General features: G+C 38.1%; 18 protein-coding genes and 1 other annotated feature. Of the genes, 9 read left to right on the top strand and 9 right to left on the bottom strand.

Annotation, left to right across the window (positions count from 1 at the left end; all coding sequences use genetic code 11):
- Window positions 1–52 precede the first annotated feature (52 nt).
- From CKK03_RS19010 to CKK03_RS18980, 7 genes are all read right to left on the bottom strand, one after another.
- Window positions 53–1,243, bottom strand: coding sequence for a DEAD/DEAH box helicase (locus CKK03_RS19010; RefSeq protein ID WP_099364096.1), 1,191 nt, complete (start codon window positions 1,241–1,243; stop codon window positions 53–55).
- Between the two features lie 193 nt (window positions 1,244–1,436).
- Window positions 1,437–2,162 carry a polymer-forming cytoskeletal protein gene (locus tag CKK03_RS19005; RefSeq protein ID WP_099364095.1) on the bottom strand — a complete coding sequence of 242 codons (726 nt, stop codon included), beginning with the start codon at window positions 2,160–2,162 and terminating at the stop codon, window positions 1,437–1,439.
- A complete protein-coding gene (locus tag CKK03_RS19000) occupies window positions 2,156–2,803 on the bottom strand; it encodes a YhbD family protein (RefSeq protein ID WP_099364094.1) in 648 nt (215 codons plus the stop codon). The genes CKK03_RS19005 and CKK03_RS19000 overlap by 7 nt, the downstream gene beginning before the upstream one ends.
- 156 nt (window positions 2,804–2,959) lie before the next feature.
- Entirely contained in the window at window positions 2,960–3,742 is a 783-nt protein-coding gene (gene kduD / locus CKK03_RS18995) for a 2-dehydro-3-deoxy-D-gluconate 5-dehydrogenase KduD (protein WP_099364093.1), read from the bottom strand.
- Between the two features lie 20 nt (window positions 3,743–3,762).
- Window positions 3,763–4,593, bottom strand: a complete 831-nt coding sequence (gene kduI / locus CKK03_RS18990) for a 5-dehydro-4-deoxy-D-glucuronate isomerase (RefSeq protein ID WP_099364117.1) — start codon at window positions 4,591–4,593, stop codon at window positions 3,763–3,765.
- Between the two features lie 54 nt (window positions 4,594–4,647).
- Window positions 4,648–5,664, bottom strand: coding sequence for a sugar kinase (locus CKK03_RS18985; protein ID WP_099364092.1), 1,017 nt, complete (start codon window positions 5,662–5,664; stop codon window positions 4,648–4,650).
- Window positions 5,665–5,667: 3 nt separating this feature from the next.
- Window positions 5,668–6,312: a bifunctional 4-hydroxy-2-oxoglutarate aldolase/2-dehydro-3-deoxy-phosphogluconate aldolase gene (locus tag CKK03_RS18980; protein WP_099364091.1), complete on the bottom strand. Its 645-nt coding sequence runs from the start codon at window positions 6,310–6,312 to the stop codon at window positions 5,668–5,670.
- Window positions 6,313–6,682: 370 nt separating this feature from the next.
- Between CKK03_RS18980 and CKK03_RS18975 the strand changes: the two genes are divergently transcribed.
- The 5 genes from CKK03_RS18975 (at window position 6,683) to CKK03_RS18955 (ending at window position 12,191) form a co-directional block, all read left to right on the top strand.
- On the top strand, window positions 6,683–7,447 hold the full coding sequence (locus CKK03_RS18975; protein WP_099364090.1) for an IclR family transcriptional regulator: 765 nt from the start codon (window positions 6,683–6,685) through the stop codon (window positions 7,445–7,447).
- 146 nt (window positions 7,448–7,593) lie between these two features.
- Window positions 7,594–7,840, top strand: a binding site (T-box leader).
- Between the two features lie 88 nt (window positions 7,841–7,928).
- The gene (gene brnQ / locus CKK03_RS18970) at window positions 7,929–9,263 is read left to right on the top strand and encodes a branched-chain amino acid transport system II carrier protein (protein WP_099364089.1); all 1,335 of its coding nucleotides are present in this window, start codon (window positions 7,929–7,931) and stop codon (window positions 9,261–9,263) included.
- Window positions 9,264–9,425: 162 nt separating this feature from the next.
- On the top strand, window positions 9,426–10,421 hold the full coding sequence (locus tag CKK03_RS18965; RefSeq protein WP_099364088.1) for a TRAP transporter substrate-binding protein: 996 nt from the start codon (window positions 9,426–9,428) through the stop codon (window positions 10,419–10,421).
- On the top strand, window positions 10,414–10,896 hold the full coding sequence (locus tag CKK03_RS18960) for a TRAP transporter small permease (RefSeq protein ID WP_099364087.1): 483 nt from the start codon (window positions 10,414–10,416) through the stop codon (window positions 10,894–10,896). Before CKK03_RS18965 ends, CKK03_RS18960 begins: the two co-directional genes overlap by 8 nt.
- Complete coding sequence (locus CKK03_RS18955; protein WP_099364086.1) at window positions 10,896–12,191, top strand: TRAP transporter large permease; 1,296 nt, start codon at window positions 10,896–10,898, stop codon at window positions 12,189–12,191. Before CKK03_RS18960 ends, CKK03_RS18955 begins: the two co-directional genes overlap by 1 nt.
- Before the next feature lie 109 nt (window positions 12,192–12,300).
- Here the strand turns inward: CKK03_RS18955 and CKK03_RS18950 are convergent, their stop codons facing one another.
- Together CKK03_RS18950 and CKK03_RS18945 are read right to left on the bottom strand one after the other, a co-directional pair.
- Window positions 12,301–13,485 (bottom strand): toxic anion resistance protein, encoded by a 1,185-nt coding sequence (locus CKK03_RS18950; RefSeq protein WP_180271312.1) that lies wholly within the window; start codon window positions 13,483–13,485, stop codon window positions 12,301–12,303.
- Between the two features lie 6 nt (window positions 13,486–13,491).
- Window positions 13,492–14,142 (bottom strand): 5-bromo-4-chloroindolyl phosphate hydrolysis family protein, encoded by a 651-nt coding sequence (locus CKK03_RS18945; RefSeq protein WP_099364084.1) that lies wholly within the window; start codon window positions 14,140–14,142, stop codon window positions 13,492–13,494.
- Between the two features lie 685 nt (window positions 14,143–14,827).
- Here CKK03_RS18945 and CKK03_RS18940 point away from each other — a divergent pair.
- The 4 genes from CKK03_RS18940 to CKK03_RS18925 are packed head-to-tail and all read left to right on the top strand — an operon-like array spanning window position 14,828 to window position 17,519.
- A complete protein-coding gene (locus tag CKK03_RS18940; protein WP_099364083.1) occupies window positions 14,828–15,223 on the top strand; it encodes a GntR family transcriptional regulator in 396 nt (131 codons plus the stop codon).
- Window positions 15,210–16,106, top strand: coding sequence for an ABC transporter ATP-binding protein (locus tag CKK03_RS18935; protein WP_099364082.1), 897 nt, complete (start codon window positions 15,210–15,212; stop codon window positions 16,104–16,106). The genes CKK03_RS18940 and CKK03_RS18935 overlap by 14 nt, the downstream gene beginning before the upstream one ends.
- On the top strand, window positions 16,093–16,821 hold the full coding sequence (locus CKK03_RS18930) for a hypothetical protein (RefSeq protein WP_099364081.1): 729 nt from the start codon (window positions 16,093–16,095) through the stop codon (window positions 16,819–16,821). Before CKK03_RS18935 ends, CKK03_RS18930 begins: the two co-directional genes overlap by 14 nt.
- Window positions 16,821–17,519 carry a hypothetical protein gene (locus CKK03_RS18925; protein WP_099364080.1) on the top strand — a complete coding sequence of 233 codons (699 nt, stop codon included), beginning with the start codon at window positions 16,821–16,823 and terminating at the stop codon, window positions 17,517–17,519. Before CKK03_RS18930 ends, CKK03_RS18925 begins: the two co-directional genes overlap by 1 nt.

Below are 17,519 nucleotides of genomic sequence, written 5' to 3'. Positions count from 1 at the left end.
CTTCTTCTTTTTTACCAATTTAAAAAAGGACGAACTGGTGCTGTTCGTCCGATTATCGTTTCGTTTTCTTATGTGACGTTGGTTTTCTTTTTTGGGGTGTTGGGGTTTTCTTTTCCTGCGCGTCTACAATTTCTCCCTTGTAAAAGTCCTTCTTAGTGAACGAAATTCCTAGTTCATGCCCCATTTTTTTCAGGAAGCTTTCTTCACGTGCATTTACGATCGAAATGACAACACCCTTTTTCCCCATTCGTCCTGTACGTCCCGAACGGTGGACATATTGACTGGTTGTTTTCGGAAAGTCAAAATGAATGACATAGGTGACATCTTGAATATCTAGCCCTCTTGCCGCCACGTCTGTTGTTAACAATAGAGGGATTTTTCCCGCCCGGAAATTTTTCAACGATTGTTGTCGTTCTTGTTTTTTTGCTTCTCCAGCAAGAACCGCGACATCAATATGGTTATAGGTTAACTTCGCTTCAATTTCTTCTACCTTATCGAGGCTTTTTATAAAAGCAATGGCCTTGTCCGGCTCTGTGTACATAATTTTTCGTAACACATCAATTTTATCCCGCTGCTCGCATAGAAAATAAATGTGAGTGGTGTTCTCCTGATTGATCGTTTGTTGAACTCGAATGATTTCGGCATTGTTCATCAAGGACTTCGCAACTTTTTCCGTTTGCTCAGAAATGGTTGCTGAGAAGAAGAGAATTTGTCGATCACGTAATGTTGATTTGATAATGCTTTGAATATTCGAAAGATGTTCATTTGAAACGAGCTGGTCCGCCTCATCGACGATTACCGTTGTAACCTCATGCATTTTCATTTTTTTCATTTTGATGAGTTCCATAATACGTCCTGTCGTTCCAATCACAATTTGTGGGCGTTCTTTCAGCTTCTCGACTTGCTTTTTAATGTTTGCACCGCCTATGAATGACGCACTTACGATGTTTGTGCCTTGCGTCCACTTTTTTACTTCATCTGAAATCTGCATGACAAGCTCACGTGATGGAGCGAGTACAACAATTTGGATACCGTTCTTTGTTTCATCGAGCTTTTGTATCGCTGGAAGTAAGTAAGATAGTGTTTTTCCCGTTCCAGTCGGGGATTCGCAAATCACATCTTTTCCCTCTACTATTGCAGGGATGGCCATTTCTTGTATGGCTGTTGGTGCTTCAAAACCTGACTCTTGCCAGTTTTTCTGTATAAAAGGTTTCATTTCTTCTAATTGAGACCATTTTGACATTGTTATGTACCTTCCTTATCAAGTTCACTTTATTTGACTATTGTTTATTCTAACTATCTTTTGGGTAAAGTGCAAAAACAACTTGGTTCGGGGGATTGGAATTGTATTTGAGTGGATGAGTTGGGGACAAGTCGAACGGTTATGTTTTGGGACGATGGGTCTTGGCTTTCGCCCCAAACACAACATTGTTCTATCAAATCTTTCTTGCCTCTTTTACTTTTGCAGATGGGTCTTGTGAGAACGTTCCTGTGTATTCAACAACGTCAATATCACAGTTTGGACCGATATTGATATTTTTCCCTCTGACCATTTTTGCAGTTGTATATTCAATTTCAATTTCATCTGCCTCGATTATTTCTGTTTTCAAGGATACTGGGTAGACCGATTTAAAAAGATTATTAAGGAAGCCAAATATGCCTTTCTTAACCTTGATGGTTTGACCACCGATCTCTTTTGCCCGGCATTCACCAGCAATCGAGATATCGATTACATCTGCATTTAATAACCCTCCGATTGCGAAACCACCTTCTCCCTTGAATGCTTCGGCCTCACAATCCTCTTCTATTGTTGCATTACCTCTAATTTTTATTTCTTCTCCTTTTAAACTGCCCCCGATTTTTCCTTTACCGGAGATTGTCATTTTATTCACTTTTACATTGCCACGAATGCTACCAGTACCATCTATTGTAAAACGATCAAATTCAATGGATCCTTCAATGACTCCACTTCCATTGATTTTCCCATGTTTTCCTTTAATATTCCCAGTCACATTGCCAGTACCATTTATTGAAAAATCATCACAATCCACGTCTCCTTGTACAGTACCTTTTCCGTTAATTAATACTTTATTAAAGGTGCCACCGCCGGATGAACCCATTCCGTTAATCACTAAATTCCCCTTATTTTCTACGTTTACCATACTTTAACCTCCATTAATAGTAATTTTGTTCGCAGTTCTTCAATTTCATTTGCAAATCCGAGATTCACGATTAGCTTCGTTCCTTGTTCAATAACCAAATCTGTGGTACTTGGGACAATTAAACATGTTGAAACACCGAGTTTGCGAGCGATAATTAATTCACCATAGCTTTGCTTTTCTTTTGCAAAGTAATCGTTTGAAACTTGGATACACATTTTTGCTTCATCAAGACTAATGTCACCAGATTGGAGAAGCTTTTCAACGATGTAAACGACCAATATTCCTTCAAAATGAAAAGGTTCAGGGCTTTCCTTGCTGTGTTCTAGGTAGAGATTAATTGTTGTTTCAGAAGCGAGACCTCTATTGACCAATTCCTTTTTACTAAGGTTCAATTCACCAACACTTGGAGAGAACATTTCTGCCAATTCATCGAGAGATAGGTTTTCCTTCATTTTTTGAATCTTATCAATTCGCTCGAGGATCCTTTCTTTTGGGAAAAAGGTTTCTTGCCCTGTAAAGGTGGATTTTCGGATAAACCACTCCTCAGGTATCAAGTCTTTTCGCTTCCATCTATAGAGCTGCCCATACGAAATGCCCGTTACTTCAAGTAATTCCTTTTTCGATAATAATTCTTCACTCATTTCTAAACGGCTCCTTTCTACAAAACAGTGTAACATAACACTGTTACGTTAATCAAGAAATATTATACATAAAATCCCTTTTGGGACGAGGGACTTGTCCCTCTGCCCCATAAAAAAAGCTGAATCGCAATCACGCGATTCAGCTTTGGTTTGTTTTTATCGTGCTAGCCAGCCACCGTCAACTGCTAGTGTGTGGCCGTTTACGTAATTAGATGCATTGCTTGCTAGAAAGACGACTGTTCCCATTAGGTCAGCAGGAGTTGCCCAGCGCGCTGCAGGAATACGTGATAAGATTTCTGCATTACGTTTTTCATCTGCACGGATTTGTGTCGTGTTGTTTGTTGCTACATATCCAGGTGCAATGGCATTTGTTTGAATTCCATATTCAGCAAGTTCGTTTGCAAATGACTTTGTAAGTCCATGAACAGCGTGTTTACTTGCTGTATAAGGAGGAACAAATTTTCCACCTTGGTATGATAGCATAGATGCAACGTTAATGATTTTTCCGCTCTTTTGCTCTACCATTACTTTTGCAGCCTCTTGGCTTAAGAAGTATAGAGAATTTAAGTTCAGGTCAATAACAGCATCCCAGTCCTCTTCCTTATATTCTAGGATTGGAGAACGACGAATTGTACCAGCATTGTTTACTAAAATATCAACTTTTCCAAATGCTTTTACACATTCCGAAACTACTGCTTTCGCATTTTCACGTTTGGATAAATCCGTTTGGAAAAATTCGACACGGCGACCTTCTTTTTCGATTAATTCTCTAGTTTCGTCCCAACTAGTGCCATGTGTCGTAATGAAAAGGTCTGCTCCAGCTTTTGCTAATGCAACTGCAAAGCCTTGACCTAGTCCAGTAGCACCACCAGTCACGATTGCAACCTTCCCTGTCAATGAGAAAAAGTCTAGTGAGAAATCAGACAATTGTGTTGTCATTTTAAAAGTCCTCCAATTCCTTATCGTAAGTCTTCCATAGCTACAACATCCATGTCAGTGTACGTGATGTTTTCTCCACACATACCCCAGATGAATGTATAGTTGCTTGTTGCAGTTCCAGTATGAATAGACCAGCTTGGTGAAATTGCACACTGTTCGTTTTTCATAACAAGATGTCTTGTTTCACTTGGTTGACCCATGAAGTGGAATACACGAGTTTCCGGCTCCATATCAAAGTATAGGTAAACTTCCATTCTACGCTCATGTGTATGACATGGCATTGTGTTCCAAACGCTTCCTGGAGCAAGCATAGTTAGACCCATTTGAAGTTGGTTACTTTCACATACATTTGGATGTACGTATTGATAGATTTTACGTTCGTTCAGTGTTCCAGGCTCGCCTGTTTCGAATGGTTTAATTTCATTAATATCGATTTTCACAGTTGGATATTTGTGATGTGCTGGTGCTGAATTGATATAAAACTTCGCTGGATTATTAGGATCCTTAGAAGTGAATAAAACTTCCTTCGTTCCTTTACCTACATATAATCCATCTTGACGAACCATGTTGTATTCTTCACCATCAAGAATAACCATTCCCTCGCCACCGATGTTAATAATTCCTAATTCACGGCGCTCTAAGAAATACTCTACTCCTAATTCTTTATTAAGTGTTATTGTTAATTCTTTGTCGGTAGGAGTTACTCCACCAAAGATCATACGGTCATTATGTGTATATGTTAACTTTACTTCTCCAGGCTCGAAAATGGTTTCCACCAAAAATTGTTTTCTTAACTCATCAGTATTAAATCTTTTGATTTCCTCTGGGTGATTTGCATAACGTGTTTCCATTTTTGTTTCCATTTCATATTCCTCCTAAAAGTAATATTTATATATTTGAATATCTTATCGGACAATTTTTCCTGAGGCATTTTCAGCAAAAGCTGTGATATCCTCTTCCGAAAAGACATTGCAATCTCCATGTACAGTGTGCTTTAGTGCTGAAGCTGCAGTTCCAAAACTCACAATTTGCTGAGGGTCATTTCCTTCTAAAATTCCAAATATAATACCTGAAGCGAAGGCATCTCCGCCTCCAACTCGGTCTACGATTTGGTCGATGTTATGCACCCTTGATTGGTACAACTCCCCGTTTACAAAGAAATTTCCTTGCAATGTATTATGTGAAGCTGAAATTACTTCTCTAAAAGTAGAAAATAAGTATTTCATATTCGGATACTTTTCCGTTATCTTTTTATAATAAAAAGATAGTTTCCCAGAGTGATCCAAATGTTGATCTGCTTCTTCAATACCTAATAAGTTAAGCGCATCCAATTCTCCACAAGAACATATGTCTACATATGGTAAAAATGGTTGGATTCCACGTGAAGCTTCTTCAAGACTCCATAATTTTGCTCGGTAATTAAAATCAAAGCTTGTAGTGACTCCTAATTCTTTTGCCACTTTTAAGCCTTGTAAGGTTAGCTCCTGTAAGTCTCGCGATAAGGCTGGTGTGATACCTGATACATGGAAAAGATCGGCACCTTGTAAGATTTCTTCAAAATTTATTTCATCCGTTGAAAGCTGTGCAAAGCTAGAAGCTTTTCGGTCATAGGTAACTTGTGCACTTCTTTCACCTACTCCGGTTTCCAAGTAATATGTACCTAGGCGCTCTCCACCTATTAAAAGATAATCGGTATGAACACCGAATGAATGCAAATGTCGCTCATATGCTTGACCAAGTGGATTGTTTGGTACTTTACCAACAAAATAGACATCATAGCCAAAACGTGAAAGGGCTGCACTTACATTTGCTTCCGCTCCACCATAATGCATAGTCAGCTGATCGGTTTGAAAAAGCCGTTCACCCAAGTGAGTTGATAAGCGTAGTAAGGGTTCACCAAATGCAACAATCTTCTTTTTCATCGCTTATTCCCCTCTTGCTTCTCTTACTTTCGCAACATACTGCGCTGCGTATTCAGTTATTTTTGCGTAATCACCTGTTTTTGCAGGGGCAACCAAATTCCCACCTACACCAACAGCTACACATCCATTATTAATCCATTGATCAATGTTATCTAGACTTACTCCACCTGTCGGCATGATATTTACCTGTGGTAATGGAGCCTTAACCGCTTTCACAAAATCCGGACCAAAAGCATTCCCTGGGAAGAGTTTAATAATGTCAGCACCGGATTCAAGTGCACGCTTCATTTCAGTAATAGTCATGCAGCCTGGCATATACGGAATTTGATACAAGTTACATAGTTTAGCAGTTTCTTCATCAAAACTTGGGCTTACAACGAATTGGGCTCCTGCTAAGATTGCAATTCGTGCAGTTGTTGAATCAAGTACTGTTCCAGCACCAATCACAACTTCACTATTTTTGTAGATGGAAGCTAGTTCTTTAATAACCTCGTCAGCACCGTCAACTGTAAAGGTCACCTCGATTCCGATGATCCCACCCTCTACACAGCTTTCTGAGATTTTAACCGCTTCTTCTTTTGTGTCTGCTCGAACAACTGCGACAACGCCGCAATCTGCGATTTTTGAGAGTACATTTATTTTTTTCATAGTTGCCTCCAAAATCTCTTAGACTATTTCCTATTTGGAAATTTATTTTATTATATGGAAACTTACAAGGTAATTATATATAATAGTGAAAGGGATTTCAACCAATAGATTGAATCTTTTTAGAAATTTAACAATAATTGAGATTCAAAAAGGCGGATGAAGAGGACCGCGTCGACAAAGACGCCACTTCCTGTGGCATTGTCGACACTAGCACGTCCTGTGCATCGAAACTTCGAGGCGGCGCGAGCTCCCGAGTACCGGAGCGTATGCAGTTAATACGTGAGGAACTCCAGAAGCAAGCAAACGAAGAAATTCGAAGTATCATATTCACCGCACTTTTTGAACAACCTTTAAAAAGTGAGTGATTACCTTGACACCCGAAAAGAAGCAACCATATGGTACCGTCTTGTTAAAAGCAGATAATATACTAAAATACCTGTCTTCTGTCGATAAACCACAAAGTCTCCAACAAATAGCAAAAGAAACTGAATTAACAAGTTCGACCGCTTTAAAAATCTTAGATACACTCCAATTAATTGGATATGTACAAAAGGACGAAGAAACTAAAAAGTTCCGTCTTGGGATGGCCATTATTAAATACGCCAACAGGGCACTAAATCAAAACGAAATCAAAGATATCGCACAGCCTTATTTAGAGAAACTTAGAAATCAAACAACCGAGACCGTGCACCTCGGTATACTTGAACGATCTAGTATAGTCTATATAACGAAACTAGAGAGTTTCAACCCGGTCTCTTTATACTCACGTGTCGGTAAAGCAATCCCACTCTACTGCTCGGCAATGGGAAAATCTATCTTAGCTGATCAATCTGACCATCTAATAGAGGAGTATTTAAACAACCATACTTTAGAAAAGAAAACTCAAAATACGATTACAACAAAAGAAGACTTTATGAAGGAAATCAATGAAATACGAAAAAGAGGATTCTCCTTTGATAATGAAGAACATGAGGCAGATATCTTTTGTGTCGGGGCTAGTATTACAGTTGATGGAAAAAACCATGGCGCCTTTAGCGTAAGTGTTCCAAAATACCGAATCACCAATGAATTTATCGATCAAATCATCCAAAACGTCCTTGCCTGTAAACAAGGAATCGAAAGCGAACTTCTCTAATGGGACATGGGGACAGGTCCCTTGTCCCACCGTATTTTTACAGGGACAAGGAACCTGTCCCTCCGTCCCAAAAAAAAATTCAATTATAAAAACTATCAAAAAACTTGTTGACTGTTTTTTTCTCTTCTGTTAATATTCTAATATATTAAAAATCGATGAAGAGAAAGAGTACGATTGGAATCCTGTTCCCCAGAGAGTCGACAGTTGCTGAAAGTCGATGTTCAGAGCCATCCGAAAATCATCTCTGAGATGCAAAGCTGAAACAAGTAAGCTTTGACGGGTAGTCCGCCGTTACGAAGGAACACGTATGCTTGTACGTTAGTGAGTGTCGTAGTCTATTTTCTTTGAGACTGCGGAATCAGGGTGGTATCGCGAGTTAACCTCGTCCCTATTTTTAGGGGCGAGGTTTTTTGTTTTTTCTGGGACAGGGGACCTGTCCCTCTATCCCTATTTTAGAATAATTTTTAAGGAGATGATTTTGGTGAAGAGGTTAGATACTTTGTTTATTGGGTTTATGTTATTTTCGATGTTTTTTGGTGCTGGTAATTTGATTTTCCCACCTTTTTTAGGTGCTGGTGCTGGTACTAATTTTTGGACAGGTATGCTTGGCTTTATTGTAACGGGCGTAGGTTTACCGGTGGTTGTTATCTTTGCGGTTTCACTTGTAAAAGGTGGCGCACAGGCAATGGGCGATCGTGTTCATCCTGTTTTTAGCACAGCCTTTATGGTTGCCGTCTACCTTTGTATTGGACCTTTCCTTGCAATTCCTAGAAATGCGAACGTTGCGTTCGAAATGGGCATCACTCCATTTTTACCTGAATCAACAAATGCAGCCCTTGTTCTCTTACTTTTCTCAGTTCTTTTCTTTGGACTTGTCTATTTTATCAGCTTAAATCCTAGTAAAATGGAGAAATATATGGGGCGCCTAATTGCTCCAACCTTATTAATTGCAATTATTACGTTAATCATTGTTGGGTTATTTAAAATCGATACACCATTCCTAAGTCCTTCAGAAGGTTATCAAACTGGTGCTTTCTTCTCTGGTTTCCTTGAGGGTTACAATACAATGGATGCTCTTGCTTCATTAGCATTCGGAATTGTTATCCTAAACTCGATTCAAAAAAAGGGAATCGAAAATCGGTCACAGTTAACAAAATACACCTTTAAAGCTGGGGTCATTGCAGGTATCCTCCTTTCGGCTATTTATGTTGGAATTGGATTAATTGGTGCAAAAATGGCTGGTCAAGGAACATTTGATGATGGTACAGATATCTTATCTTCTGCAGCGACTCTTTTATTTGGACAAAGTGGAACTGTACTCTTAGGCTTAATTTTCACATTAGCTTGTTTCACAACCGTTGTAGGATTAACGACTGCTTGTGGCCAGTATTTTTCAAACTTACTTCCAAAGGCAACCTATAAATCAATTGTACTACTTGTAACATTAGTTGGATTTACCCTATCAAACCTAGGATTAGCACAGATTTTAAAAGTCTCTGTACCATTCCTAGTAATGACTTACCCTCTATTAATTGTGTTAGTTGTATTAACCTTCTTTAATCGCTATTTTAAAAATACGAAAGCCGTATATGGCTCAGCTATGCTATTTACTGGCGTTTTTGCACTCATCAGCGGATTAAATGCATTTGGCCTTGATCTTGGACCCATTCAAGATATGAAAAATATGCTGCCTTTAGCATCCGTTGGCTTAGAGTGGATTGTTCCAGCCCTGGTCGGAACAGCTTTAGGACTTGTGATGAGCCAATTCAGTAAAAACGCAAAATTTGTCGAAAATGCAAAAATAAAAACATTTTAGTGATTGATTTTAAGAGGGTACTTATGGTACCCTTTTAAAAGTTATAATTTGTTTGTTTTCTAAACAAATAAATTATTATATTCCATTTTTAGGATAAGTTTTATGAACAAACACAGAATAATAAAAATGGAACCGCTTATTTTTAACTTAGGAGGTAGCAGCATGAGAATGATAGCCCAATTTCTATTTGTTTTCGTAACCGCTTTATTACTTGTGGGGTGTAACAATGAAGCTGGTGTTAAAGAAATAAAGCTTGCCCACAACCAAACTTTAGATCACCCAGTTCATCTATCACTTGTCGAATTCGGCAGATTAGTTGAAGAAAAATCAAATAATAAAATCCAGGTGGAAATCTATCCAAATGGGCAACTAGGAAGTGAACGTGAAGTACTCGAATTAACACAATCCGGTGCTGTAGATGTCGCAAAAGTTAGTGCAAGTGCCTTAGAAGGATTTGAATCCGATTACTCCATATTCAGCTTGCCATATGTCTTTGAGGATTACGAAGAGTTCGAGAAAAAAATGAATGATAAAACGATAACCGATCAGCTTTATTACAAAACTGAGGATATTGGTATTATTGCATTAACTTACTACAATGCAGGTTCACGTAATTTATATACGAAAGATCGTGAAGTGCATACTGTAGAGGATGTCGCAGGATTAAAAACCAGGGTTCAACCAAGTCAAACGAGTGTAAATATGATTGAGGCATTTGGTGGACTCCCTACTCCGATGGCGTACGGAGAAGTTTATACGGCTCTTCAATCAGGAGTTATTGACGCTGCTGAGAATAATGAAACCGCTCTAGTGGGTAATAACCACGGTGAGGTTGCTAAATATTACATGTATACAGGCCACCAAATCGTACCTGATATGCTCATCATTAATGCCAAACGTTTCAATGATTTAACAGACGATGAAAAAGACATTATTCAGGAGGCGGCAAAGGAATCTACCCTTTATCACGAGACTGTTTGGGGAAAAACCATTAAAGAACAAACTGAAACCGCTAAAAATAAAATGGGCGTACATTTCATTGAGGTTGACAAAACCTCCTTCATCGATGCTGTAAAGCCACTCCATGAGGCTTATGCAAAAGATGAAAAAACAAAAGATATTTACCAATTAATAAAGGGGAATTCGTCTAATGAATAAGGTTAAACAAGTTCTCGACAAAGTATTGATTGTCTTCTCAAGTTTATTACTTGTTTCTATGGTTGCGATGTCAACCTGGCAAGTGTTAGCACGGTATGTGTTTAACATCTCCTCTCCTGGAACGGAGGAGTTAACTAGATATATGTTAATTTGGTTTGGACTTATGTCAGCTGCCTATGTATTTGGCGCAAAAAAGCATATTGGGATCCTTTTTATTAGAGAAAAATTTAGCCCAAAAGTGCAGCTTCAAATTGAATTTATTACTGATATTATTGTTCTTTTAACTGCTGCAATTTTAATGGTGTACGGTGGTATACGAATTGTAATGCTAACTTCCGCTCAAACGGCGGCAGCTACTGGTCTTTCTATGGGAGTGGTTTATTCTGCTATTCTCGTTAGTGGGATTTGCATTATTATCTATCAAATTCACAGTTTGACGTCTTATAAGGAACGAAAAAGAGAGGTGATTCTATAATGGGAACTATTGCTGGAATCATCCTATTTGTAACCTTTTTCTTTCTCTTATTGTTTGGGGCGCCGATTGCGATTGCAATCATTTTAAGCTCTGTTATTACCTTTCTATTCGTGTTGCCGTTTGATGTAGCCATTTTAACATCCGCTCAAAGAATGGTAACGGGAATTGATAATTTTACAATGTTGGCGATACCTTTATTTGTTCTATCAGGGATTATCATGAATAATGGTGGAATTGCTTTCCGACTAGTGAATTTTGCGAAGGTCTTGGTTGGAAAACTTCCAGGATCATTGGCACATACGAATGCTGTTGGGAATATGCTGTTTGGTTCAATATCCGGCTCAAGTGTTGCCTCTGCTGCAGCGATGGGACGAATCATGACGCCTATGCAAACGAATCAAGGCTACAAACTAACCTATTCAGCAGCGGTTAACATTGCTTCTGCGCCTACAGGACTAATTATCCCGCCAAGTTCAGTACTGATTGTGTACTCATTGGTGAGTGGAGGTACTTCAGTTGCTGCACTATTTATGGCTGGATATATACCGGGCATTTTATGGGGCTTAGCGGTAATGGTTGTTGCCTATTTTATGGCTAAAAAAGAAAACTACCCTGTTTCGAAGTTACCTAGTGCAAAAGATACCTTCTATATTATCGTTAGTGCAATCCCGAGTTTATTGTTAATTGTCATCGTAATTGGCGGAATTGTTGCTGGTATTTTTACGGCTACAGAAGGTGCTGCTGTTGCAGTTATATATTCAGTCATTCTGTCGATTATTTATAAAAACTTTAAGCTGAAAGATTTACCAGCCATTTTTATCGAAACGATTGAAATTACTGGAATGATTCTCTTCTTGATTACGGCTTCTGCTCTGTTTTCACTTGTGATGTCATATATGAAATTACCGGAGGCAATAAGTAGTGCCCTATTATCGATCACCGATAATCAATACGGGATTATTCTTATTATCATTTTTATCTTATTACTTGTTGGTACTTTTATGGATATCACACCGGCTGTACTAATTTTCACGCCAATCTTCTTACCTGTTGCACAAAGCTTCGGTATGGATCCAATTCATTTCGGGATGCTTATCTGCTTCGGTTTATGTATTGGAAATATGACACCACCAGTGGGAAGTGCTCTATTTGTTGGTTGTAGTGTCGCGAAGGTTAAAATTGAAGAAGTGGTACCAACGTTATTACCATATTTCGGGGTCGTTATTCTCGTGCTATTACTCGTAGCATTTGTCCCTCAAATCTCGTTGTTCTTACCACAATTATTTGGATTGTAAATTGAAAAGCGTAAAGCGCGAATGGCTTGTACCTCGAGCTGTTTGTGCATGAAGCTAGGCATAATAAAAAGGATAGGTACCTGATTTCGGTACCTATCCTTTTCTTACTTTAGTCAGTCTTGATATCTAAAAGCTTTTGGCGAAGTTCAGTTTCCATCGAAGCAAGCTCAAGCTCAGCTTGGCGACGCTTGTTACGACCTTCCTCTTGAATACGTAATGTTTCTTCTAATGTAGAAATGAGATTTTCTTTCGTTTTCTTCAATGTTTCTACATCGACTAAACCACGCTCATTTTCTCTTGCCGTTTCAAGCGTATTGCTTTTTAGCATTTCAGCATTCTTCAATAAAAGTTCATTCGTTGTTTTGGAAACTTGTTTTTGCGCCTCTACTGCATGACGCTGTCTAATTAAGGTTAGCGCAATGGCGACTTGGTTTTTCCATAATGGAATTGCCGTCATGATGGATGATTGAACTTTTTCCACAAGCGCTTGGTTTGTGTTTTGGATCAAACGAATTTGTGGTGCGCTTTGAATCGTAATTTCCCTACTTAACTTCAGGTCATGTACACGTTTTTCAAGGCGGTCTGCAAATTGAACCATGTCATTTACTTCTTGCACCTTCATTTGGTCATTGGAAGCTTCTGCTTGTTTCTTTAATTCTGGGATAACCTTTTGATGCATTTCCTCAAGCTTTAATTCGCCCGCTGCAATGTAGACGTTTAACGCATCAAAATAGTCCTTATTGTTGTCATAAAGCTTTTCAAGGATCGCAATGTCTGATAAAAGAACATTCTTACTTCTTTCAAGCTTCACACTAATTCGGTCAATTTGTGCTCCTGTTTTTTGATATTTTGAAAGTACCTCTTGAACGGAATTCGAAATCTTCCCAAACATCCGAGCAATAACAGAGCGTTTTTCAGGATTTAACTCCTCAGGCTTCATCTCATCAAGACGCTTCATGAGGTCTGAGATGATTTGCCCAACCTCACCTACATCATTTTTTTGAACATGCTCAAGCATTGTATTTGAAAATGATAGGAGCTTGTTTTGAGCAGGTGTTCCGTATGAAATCATCGCTTGATGATTAGTTGGGTCAATTTGTTTCGCTAGCTGAAGTGCTTTTTCCTTATTTTCTTCAGGTAGCACATCCACTAAACGTACAGGCTTTTTCTCTTCTTCTTGTGTTAAGATAATTGGATTTTCCTGTTCATCTTTCTTCACATCAAATGGATTTGCAAGTAATTCATCCATTAAATTCGCAGGTTCTTTATACTTTGGAGAAAACTGTTCACTCATACTCATTTACCTCCTATTTTGATCAATGAAATGAGAATCATTTGCTTGTTTATTCGAATTTTTGGCTACATCAATTTCGAAATGCAAATCATCTATATCATTCGAGAGCATTTTGTGTAAATCCTTTTCAATCGTTTCCGTCAATTCTTCGAGCACTCTTCGTGTTTCATGCAGTGACCTCTCTAGCTCACTATTTTTCTTCGGTTGGGATGAAAGAAACGCATACTTCTCTGTTAATTCCACAACTGAATCCAAATGTGAAAAATAAAAGCGTTCCGCTAGATAGAAGCGTCTCGGTTCACTCTTCGATAACCGGTAGATTTTCTTTGTAACACGATGCAAATCTACTCTTTGTTTCAATGACGGGATGTGACGAACGGTAAAAAGGGACTTATTTAGTCTAGCAAGTTTTTTCTTTGCTTCTTTTAAATTTCTCTCAATATATTGATATTCCTTCCTCGTTAACCGATGTTTTCGTAAAAAGGCTTGTTTCATTATGACAGACGTTCCAAAATAGGCAATTCCGCCACCTAATAAGGCATACCCAGACGAAAGTAGGAAGGTTTGGTCAAACGCAAACATACTTATTAACCAGACAGTAACCGTTGTCGGCACTGAAATGAACGATTTAACAATAAAAGCAAGCAATTGATTCATACAATCGACTCCTAACATTCTGTCTTACTATTATATACGAACCAGCTCAAACGTTGGTTTCAAAAACTTTTGAGGGAAAATCTGGTGTGATCTTATAGTTTTAGTTTTGCGAAATTTGTGGATGAAGGACTTTGCTGCGGTTTATTCTCTGCGTTCGGGTCTTCATCAGCTCGATGAAGGACTTTACTACGGTCCTAGCGCTACGTTCGGGTCTTCATAACCGCGATGAAGGACTTTACTACTGTGCTAGCGCTACGTTCGGGTCTTCATCGCCTCTATGAAGAGAATTTCCACGAAGTTCAACCAGCGTTTTCCCCTTGATCACTTCTATGAAGAGGATTTCCGCTCAATTTACCCAACGTTTTCCCCTTCATACACTCGATAAAGGGGATATCTACCACACTCGCGCCTCGTTTTCCTCTTCATCAATCTGTTCTTCCTCACGTTAACTATACTATAAGATATGTATTCGAACTATGGACCTAGAAATTACAAGAATCTAAGACTTGAGGCGTATTTTTACGTTTTTCCTGAAAATGAATTTGGTTCTTTTTCCTTTACTAGCCTAATTATGGTCATTTTTTCAAAATTATAGTAAATAATCTGGAATTTTTACATAGTATGTAGTATAGTACATTATATTACTAATGCACTAAGGTACATAATCACCTAAGGAGGTGTTTATATGAAGTTTAAGCAGGATGGCACAAAGCCAATCTATGTGCAAATTTCAGAATGGATTGAGACAGAAATCTTAAGTGGCGCGATACCAGAGGATCACAAGGTGTTTTCTCAGTATCAGCTTGCAGAAATGTTCAATATTAATCCCGCTACTGCTGCAAAGGGACTGAATCTCCTTGCAGATGAAAACATTCTATATAAAAAGCGTGGCTTAGGCATGTTTGTAACACCGAACGCCAAACAATTTATTTTAGAGAAAAGGAAAAGTCAAACAATGAAAAATCTCATTTTCGAACTTGTGATGGAGTCTGAGCGATTAGGGGTTAATGAAGAAGAATTAGTCAATTTGATTAAGGCAGAAAAAGAACGGCAAAGGGGGAATCATGATGAACGCAATTGAGTTTCAAAATGTATCTAAACTTTACGGAGGCTTTAAAGCATTAGATAATCTGACTTTTACAATTGAGCCAAATACGATAACGGGGGTTATTGGTAGAAATGGAGCAGGAAAAACAACTCTTTTAAAAATAATCGCTGGTTATTACCCAGTTTCTTCAGGAGAGGTTCGTGTTTTTTCGGAGGACCCGTTTAATAATTTAAAGATATCTTCCAATCTTATTTTTATTGATGATAATATGGCCTTCCCTCCTTGGCTGAACTTAACTGAACTATTAGATGCTAGTGCAAAGTTCTATCCTAATTGGGACGGTGAATTGGCAAAACGGCTATTCGATTATTTCGATTTTAATCCAAAGCAACTTCACCATCATCTTTCAAAAGGTATGAAAAGTACATTTAATATGATCATCGGTCTCTCTTCCCACTGCCCAATTACAATCTTTGATGAACCTACAACAGGAATGGATGCGGCCATTCGTAAAGATTTTTACAAGGCGTTATTGAAAGATTACATCGCACACCCTAGAACCATCCTCTTTTCTAGCCACCTGCTAAACGAAATTGATAGTATTTTGGAAAATGTTCTCCTCATACGGAACGGAAGTGTTGCGCTTCATGAATCGATCGATGATTTGAAGGAGTTTGCAGTTGGACTACGTGGGAAATCAACCGTCATTAAAAAAGTAACAAATGGTATGGAGGTCATTTATGTAGAGGATTTCGGGAATGATTACACGTATTCCGTTGTAAAGGATGTTTACCCAGAAGCAACATGGTTGGAAGCGAAGAAACTCGGAATTGAGCTCACCCCGGTTGCAACTGAAGACCTTTGTGTATATCTCACCGCAAAGAATAAAGGGGGTATAAATGATGTATTTAACTAATGCTAGTTTACTTGATATCGTAAAAAATCAGCTATTTTTTAAGGTGAAGGCTTATTATGGTACGTTTACAAGCCTTGCAACTGTTCAGGCGATTGCGCTTTTGTTTTCTTTTAATGGAGTAGGACAGATGGGGCTTGGTGGGAATGTGTCAATTTCAAGTTACTCCGGAAGCATGATTTTTGTTTTTACCGCCTTTTGGGCTTTTATTACAGCAATCACACTATCCACAAAACCCTATCATTATATTGATTTTTCATTTGTAACAAACAGAATGAGTAGTCATCTTTCAACAATTGGGATGTTGATCATTTATTCATTTATTGCCAGCATCACTTCCACTTTTGCTGGGATTCTTTTACGGGTAATCTTGTATTTCAATGGAAGCAATAAGATTATTGCGAACCATTTTTTCCTCCCATTCTCTGATATGCTTGTTGGCATATATATCGGTACATTATATCTGCTTTTGTTTGCAACACTCGGTTATCTAATCGGGATGTTTACGCAAATAAACAAACTTTTTGGCTTTGCGATTCCTGCCCTTGTAATTGGTTGGGCTATTTATGAAATACAATCATTTGATACGTTTACAGGGTTTACGTTTTTTGCACACGAATCATCTATCCTTGTATTTACACTTAAGATTGTTGTTACAGTCGCAGTTATGATGTGGATTGTAATAGCTGCAACTAATCGATTGGAGGTTCGAAAATAATGTCAGCAATCGGTACATTGATACTTCCTATCATTATTTTATTTATCCTTGCGACTATTTTAATATCTGTATTTTTCGGTAAAAAATTCAAAGGTGTAAAGAGTACCAAAATTTTACTAGGAACATATTTAATCATGTTAACAGCGTCTGTGATTGTTTATTATTGTATCCCTACATCCAGCTTTGAAAAATCTGAAAATAGTACTCAGGATTTGACTTATGAACAAATAAATCAAGCGATTCACCAAGGGAGAATTGAAAATTTTGAAACCATAAAAGAAAAAGAAAAATGGGAAATTCCATTCGATCATGACGAACTTAATATTAAACCATTGGATAATCTGAACATGCAGACCGTTTTTGACCGTAACGAAAATGACGATAACATCATTGAAGTCATCTATTATGTAGCAAATACAAATTTCAACGGTTACGATTTTTATGAAGAAATCCCATCGCCCACTGTTTCGATCGAAAATAACCATTTGCTAGTCATTTCTCCAATGGATTATTCGATTAAACTAAATAGCTTTCATAATGATTTTGTAATCTCACAATTTAAAGGTGGCGGCATTATGGATGAATTTGATAATAGGTTCAACGATGATAAACCACTGAATTATGATTTTCTTTTAATCAGAGTTCCGAAAAACCTCGAAATAACGGGGAGCGAGTTTGTTAACTTTATCGGAGAATAA

The organism is Fredinandcohnia onubensis (assembly GCF_002734215.1).
GTDB classification, from domain to species: Bacteria; Bacillota; Bacilli; order Bacillales; family Bacillaceae_L; genus Ferdinandcohnia; species Ferdinandcohnia onubensis.
The sequence above is the reverse complement of the archived record's forward strand: the minus strand, read 5'-3'. Positions and strand labels throughout refer to the sequence as shown.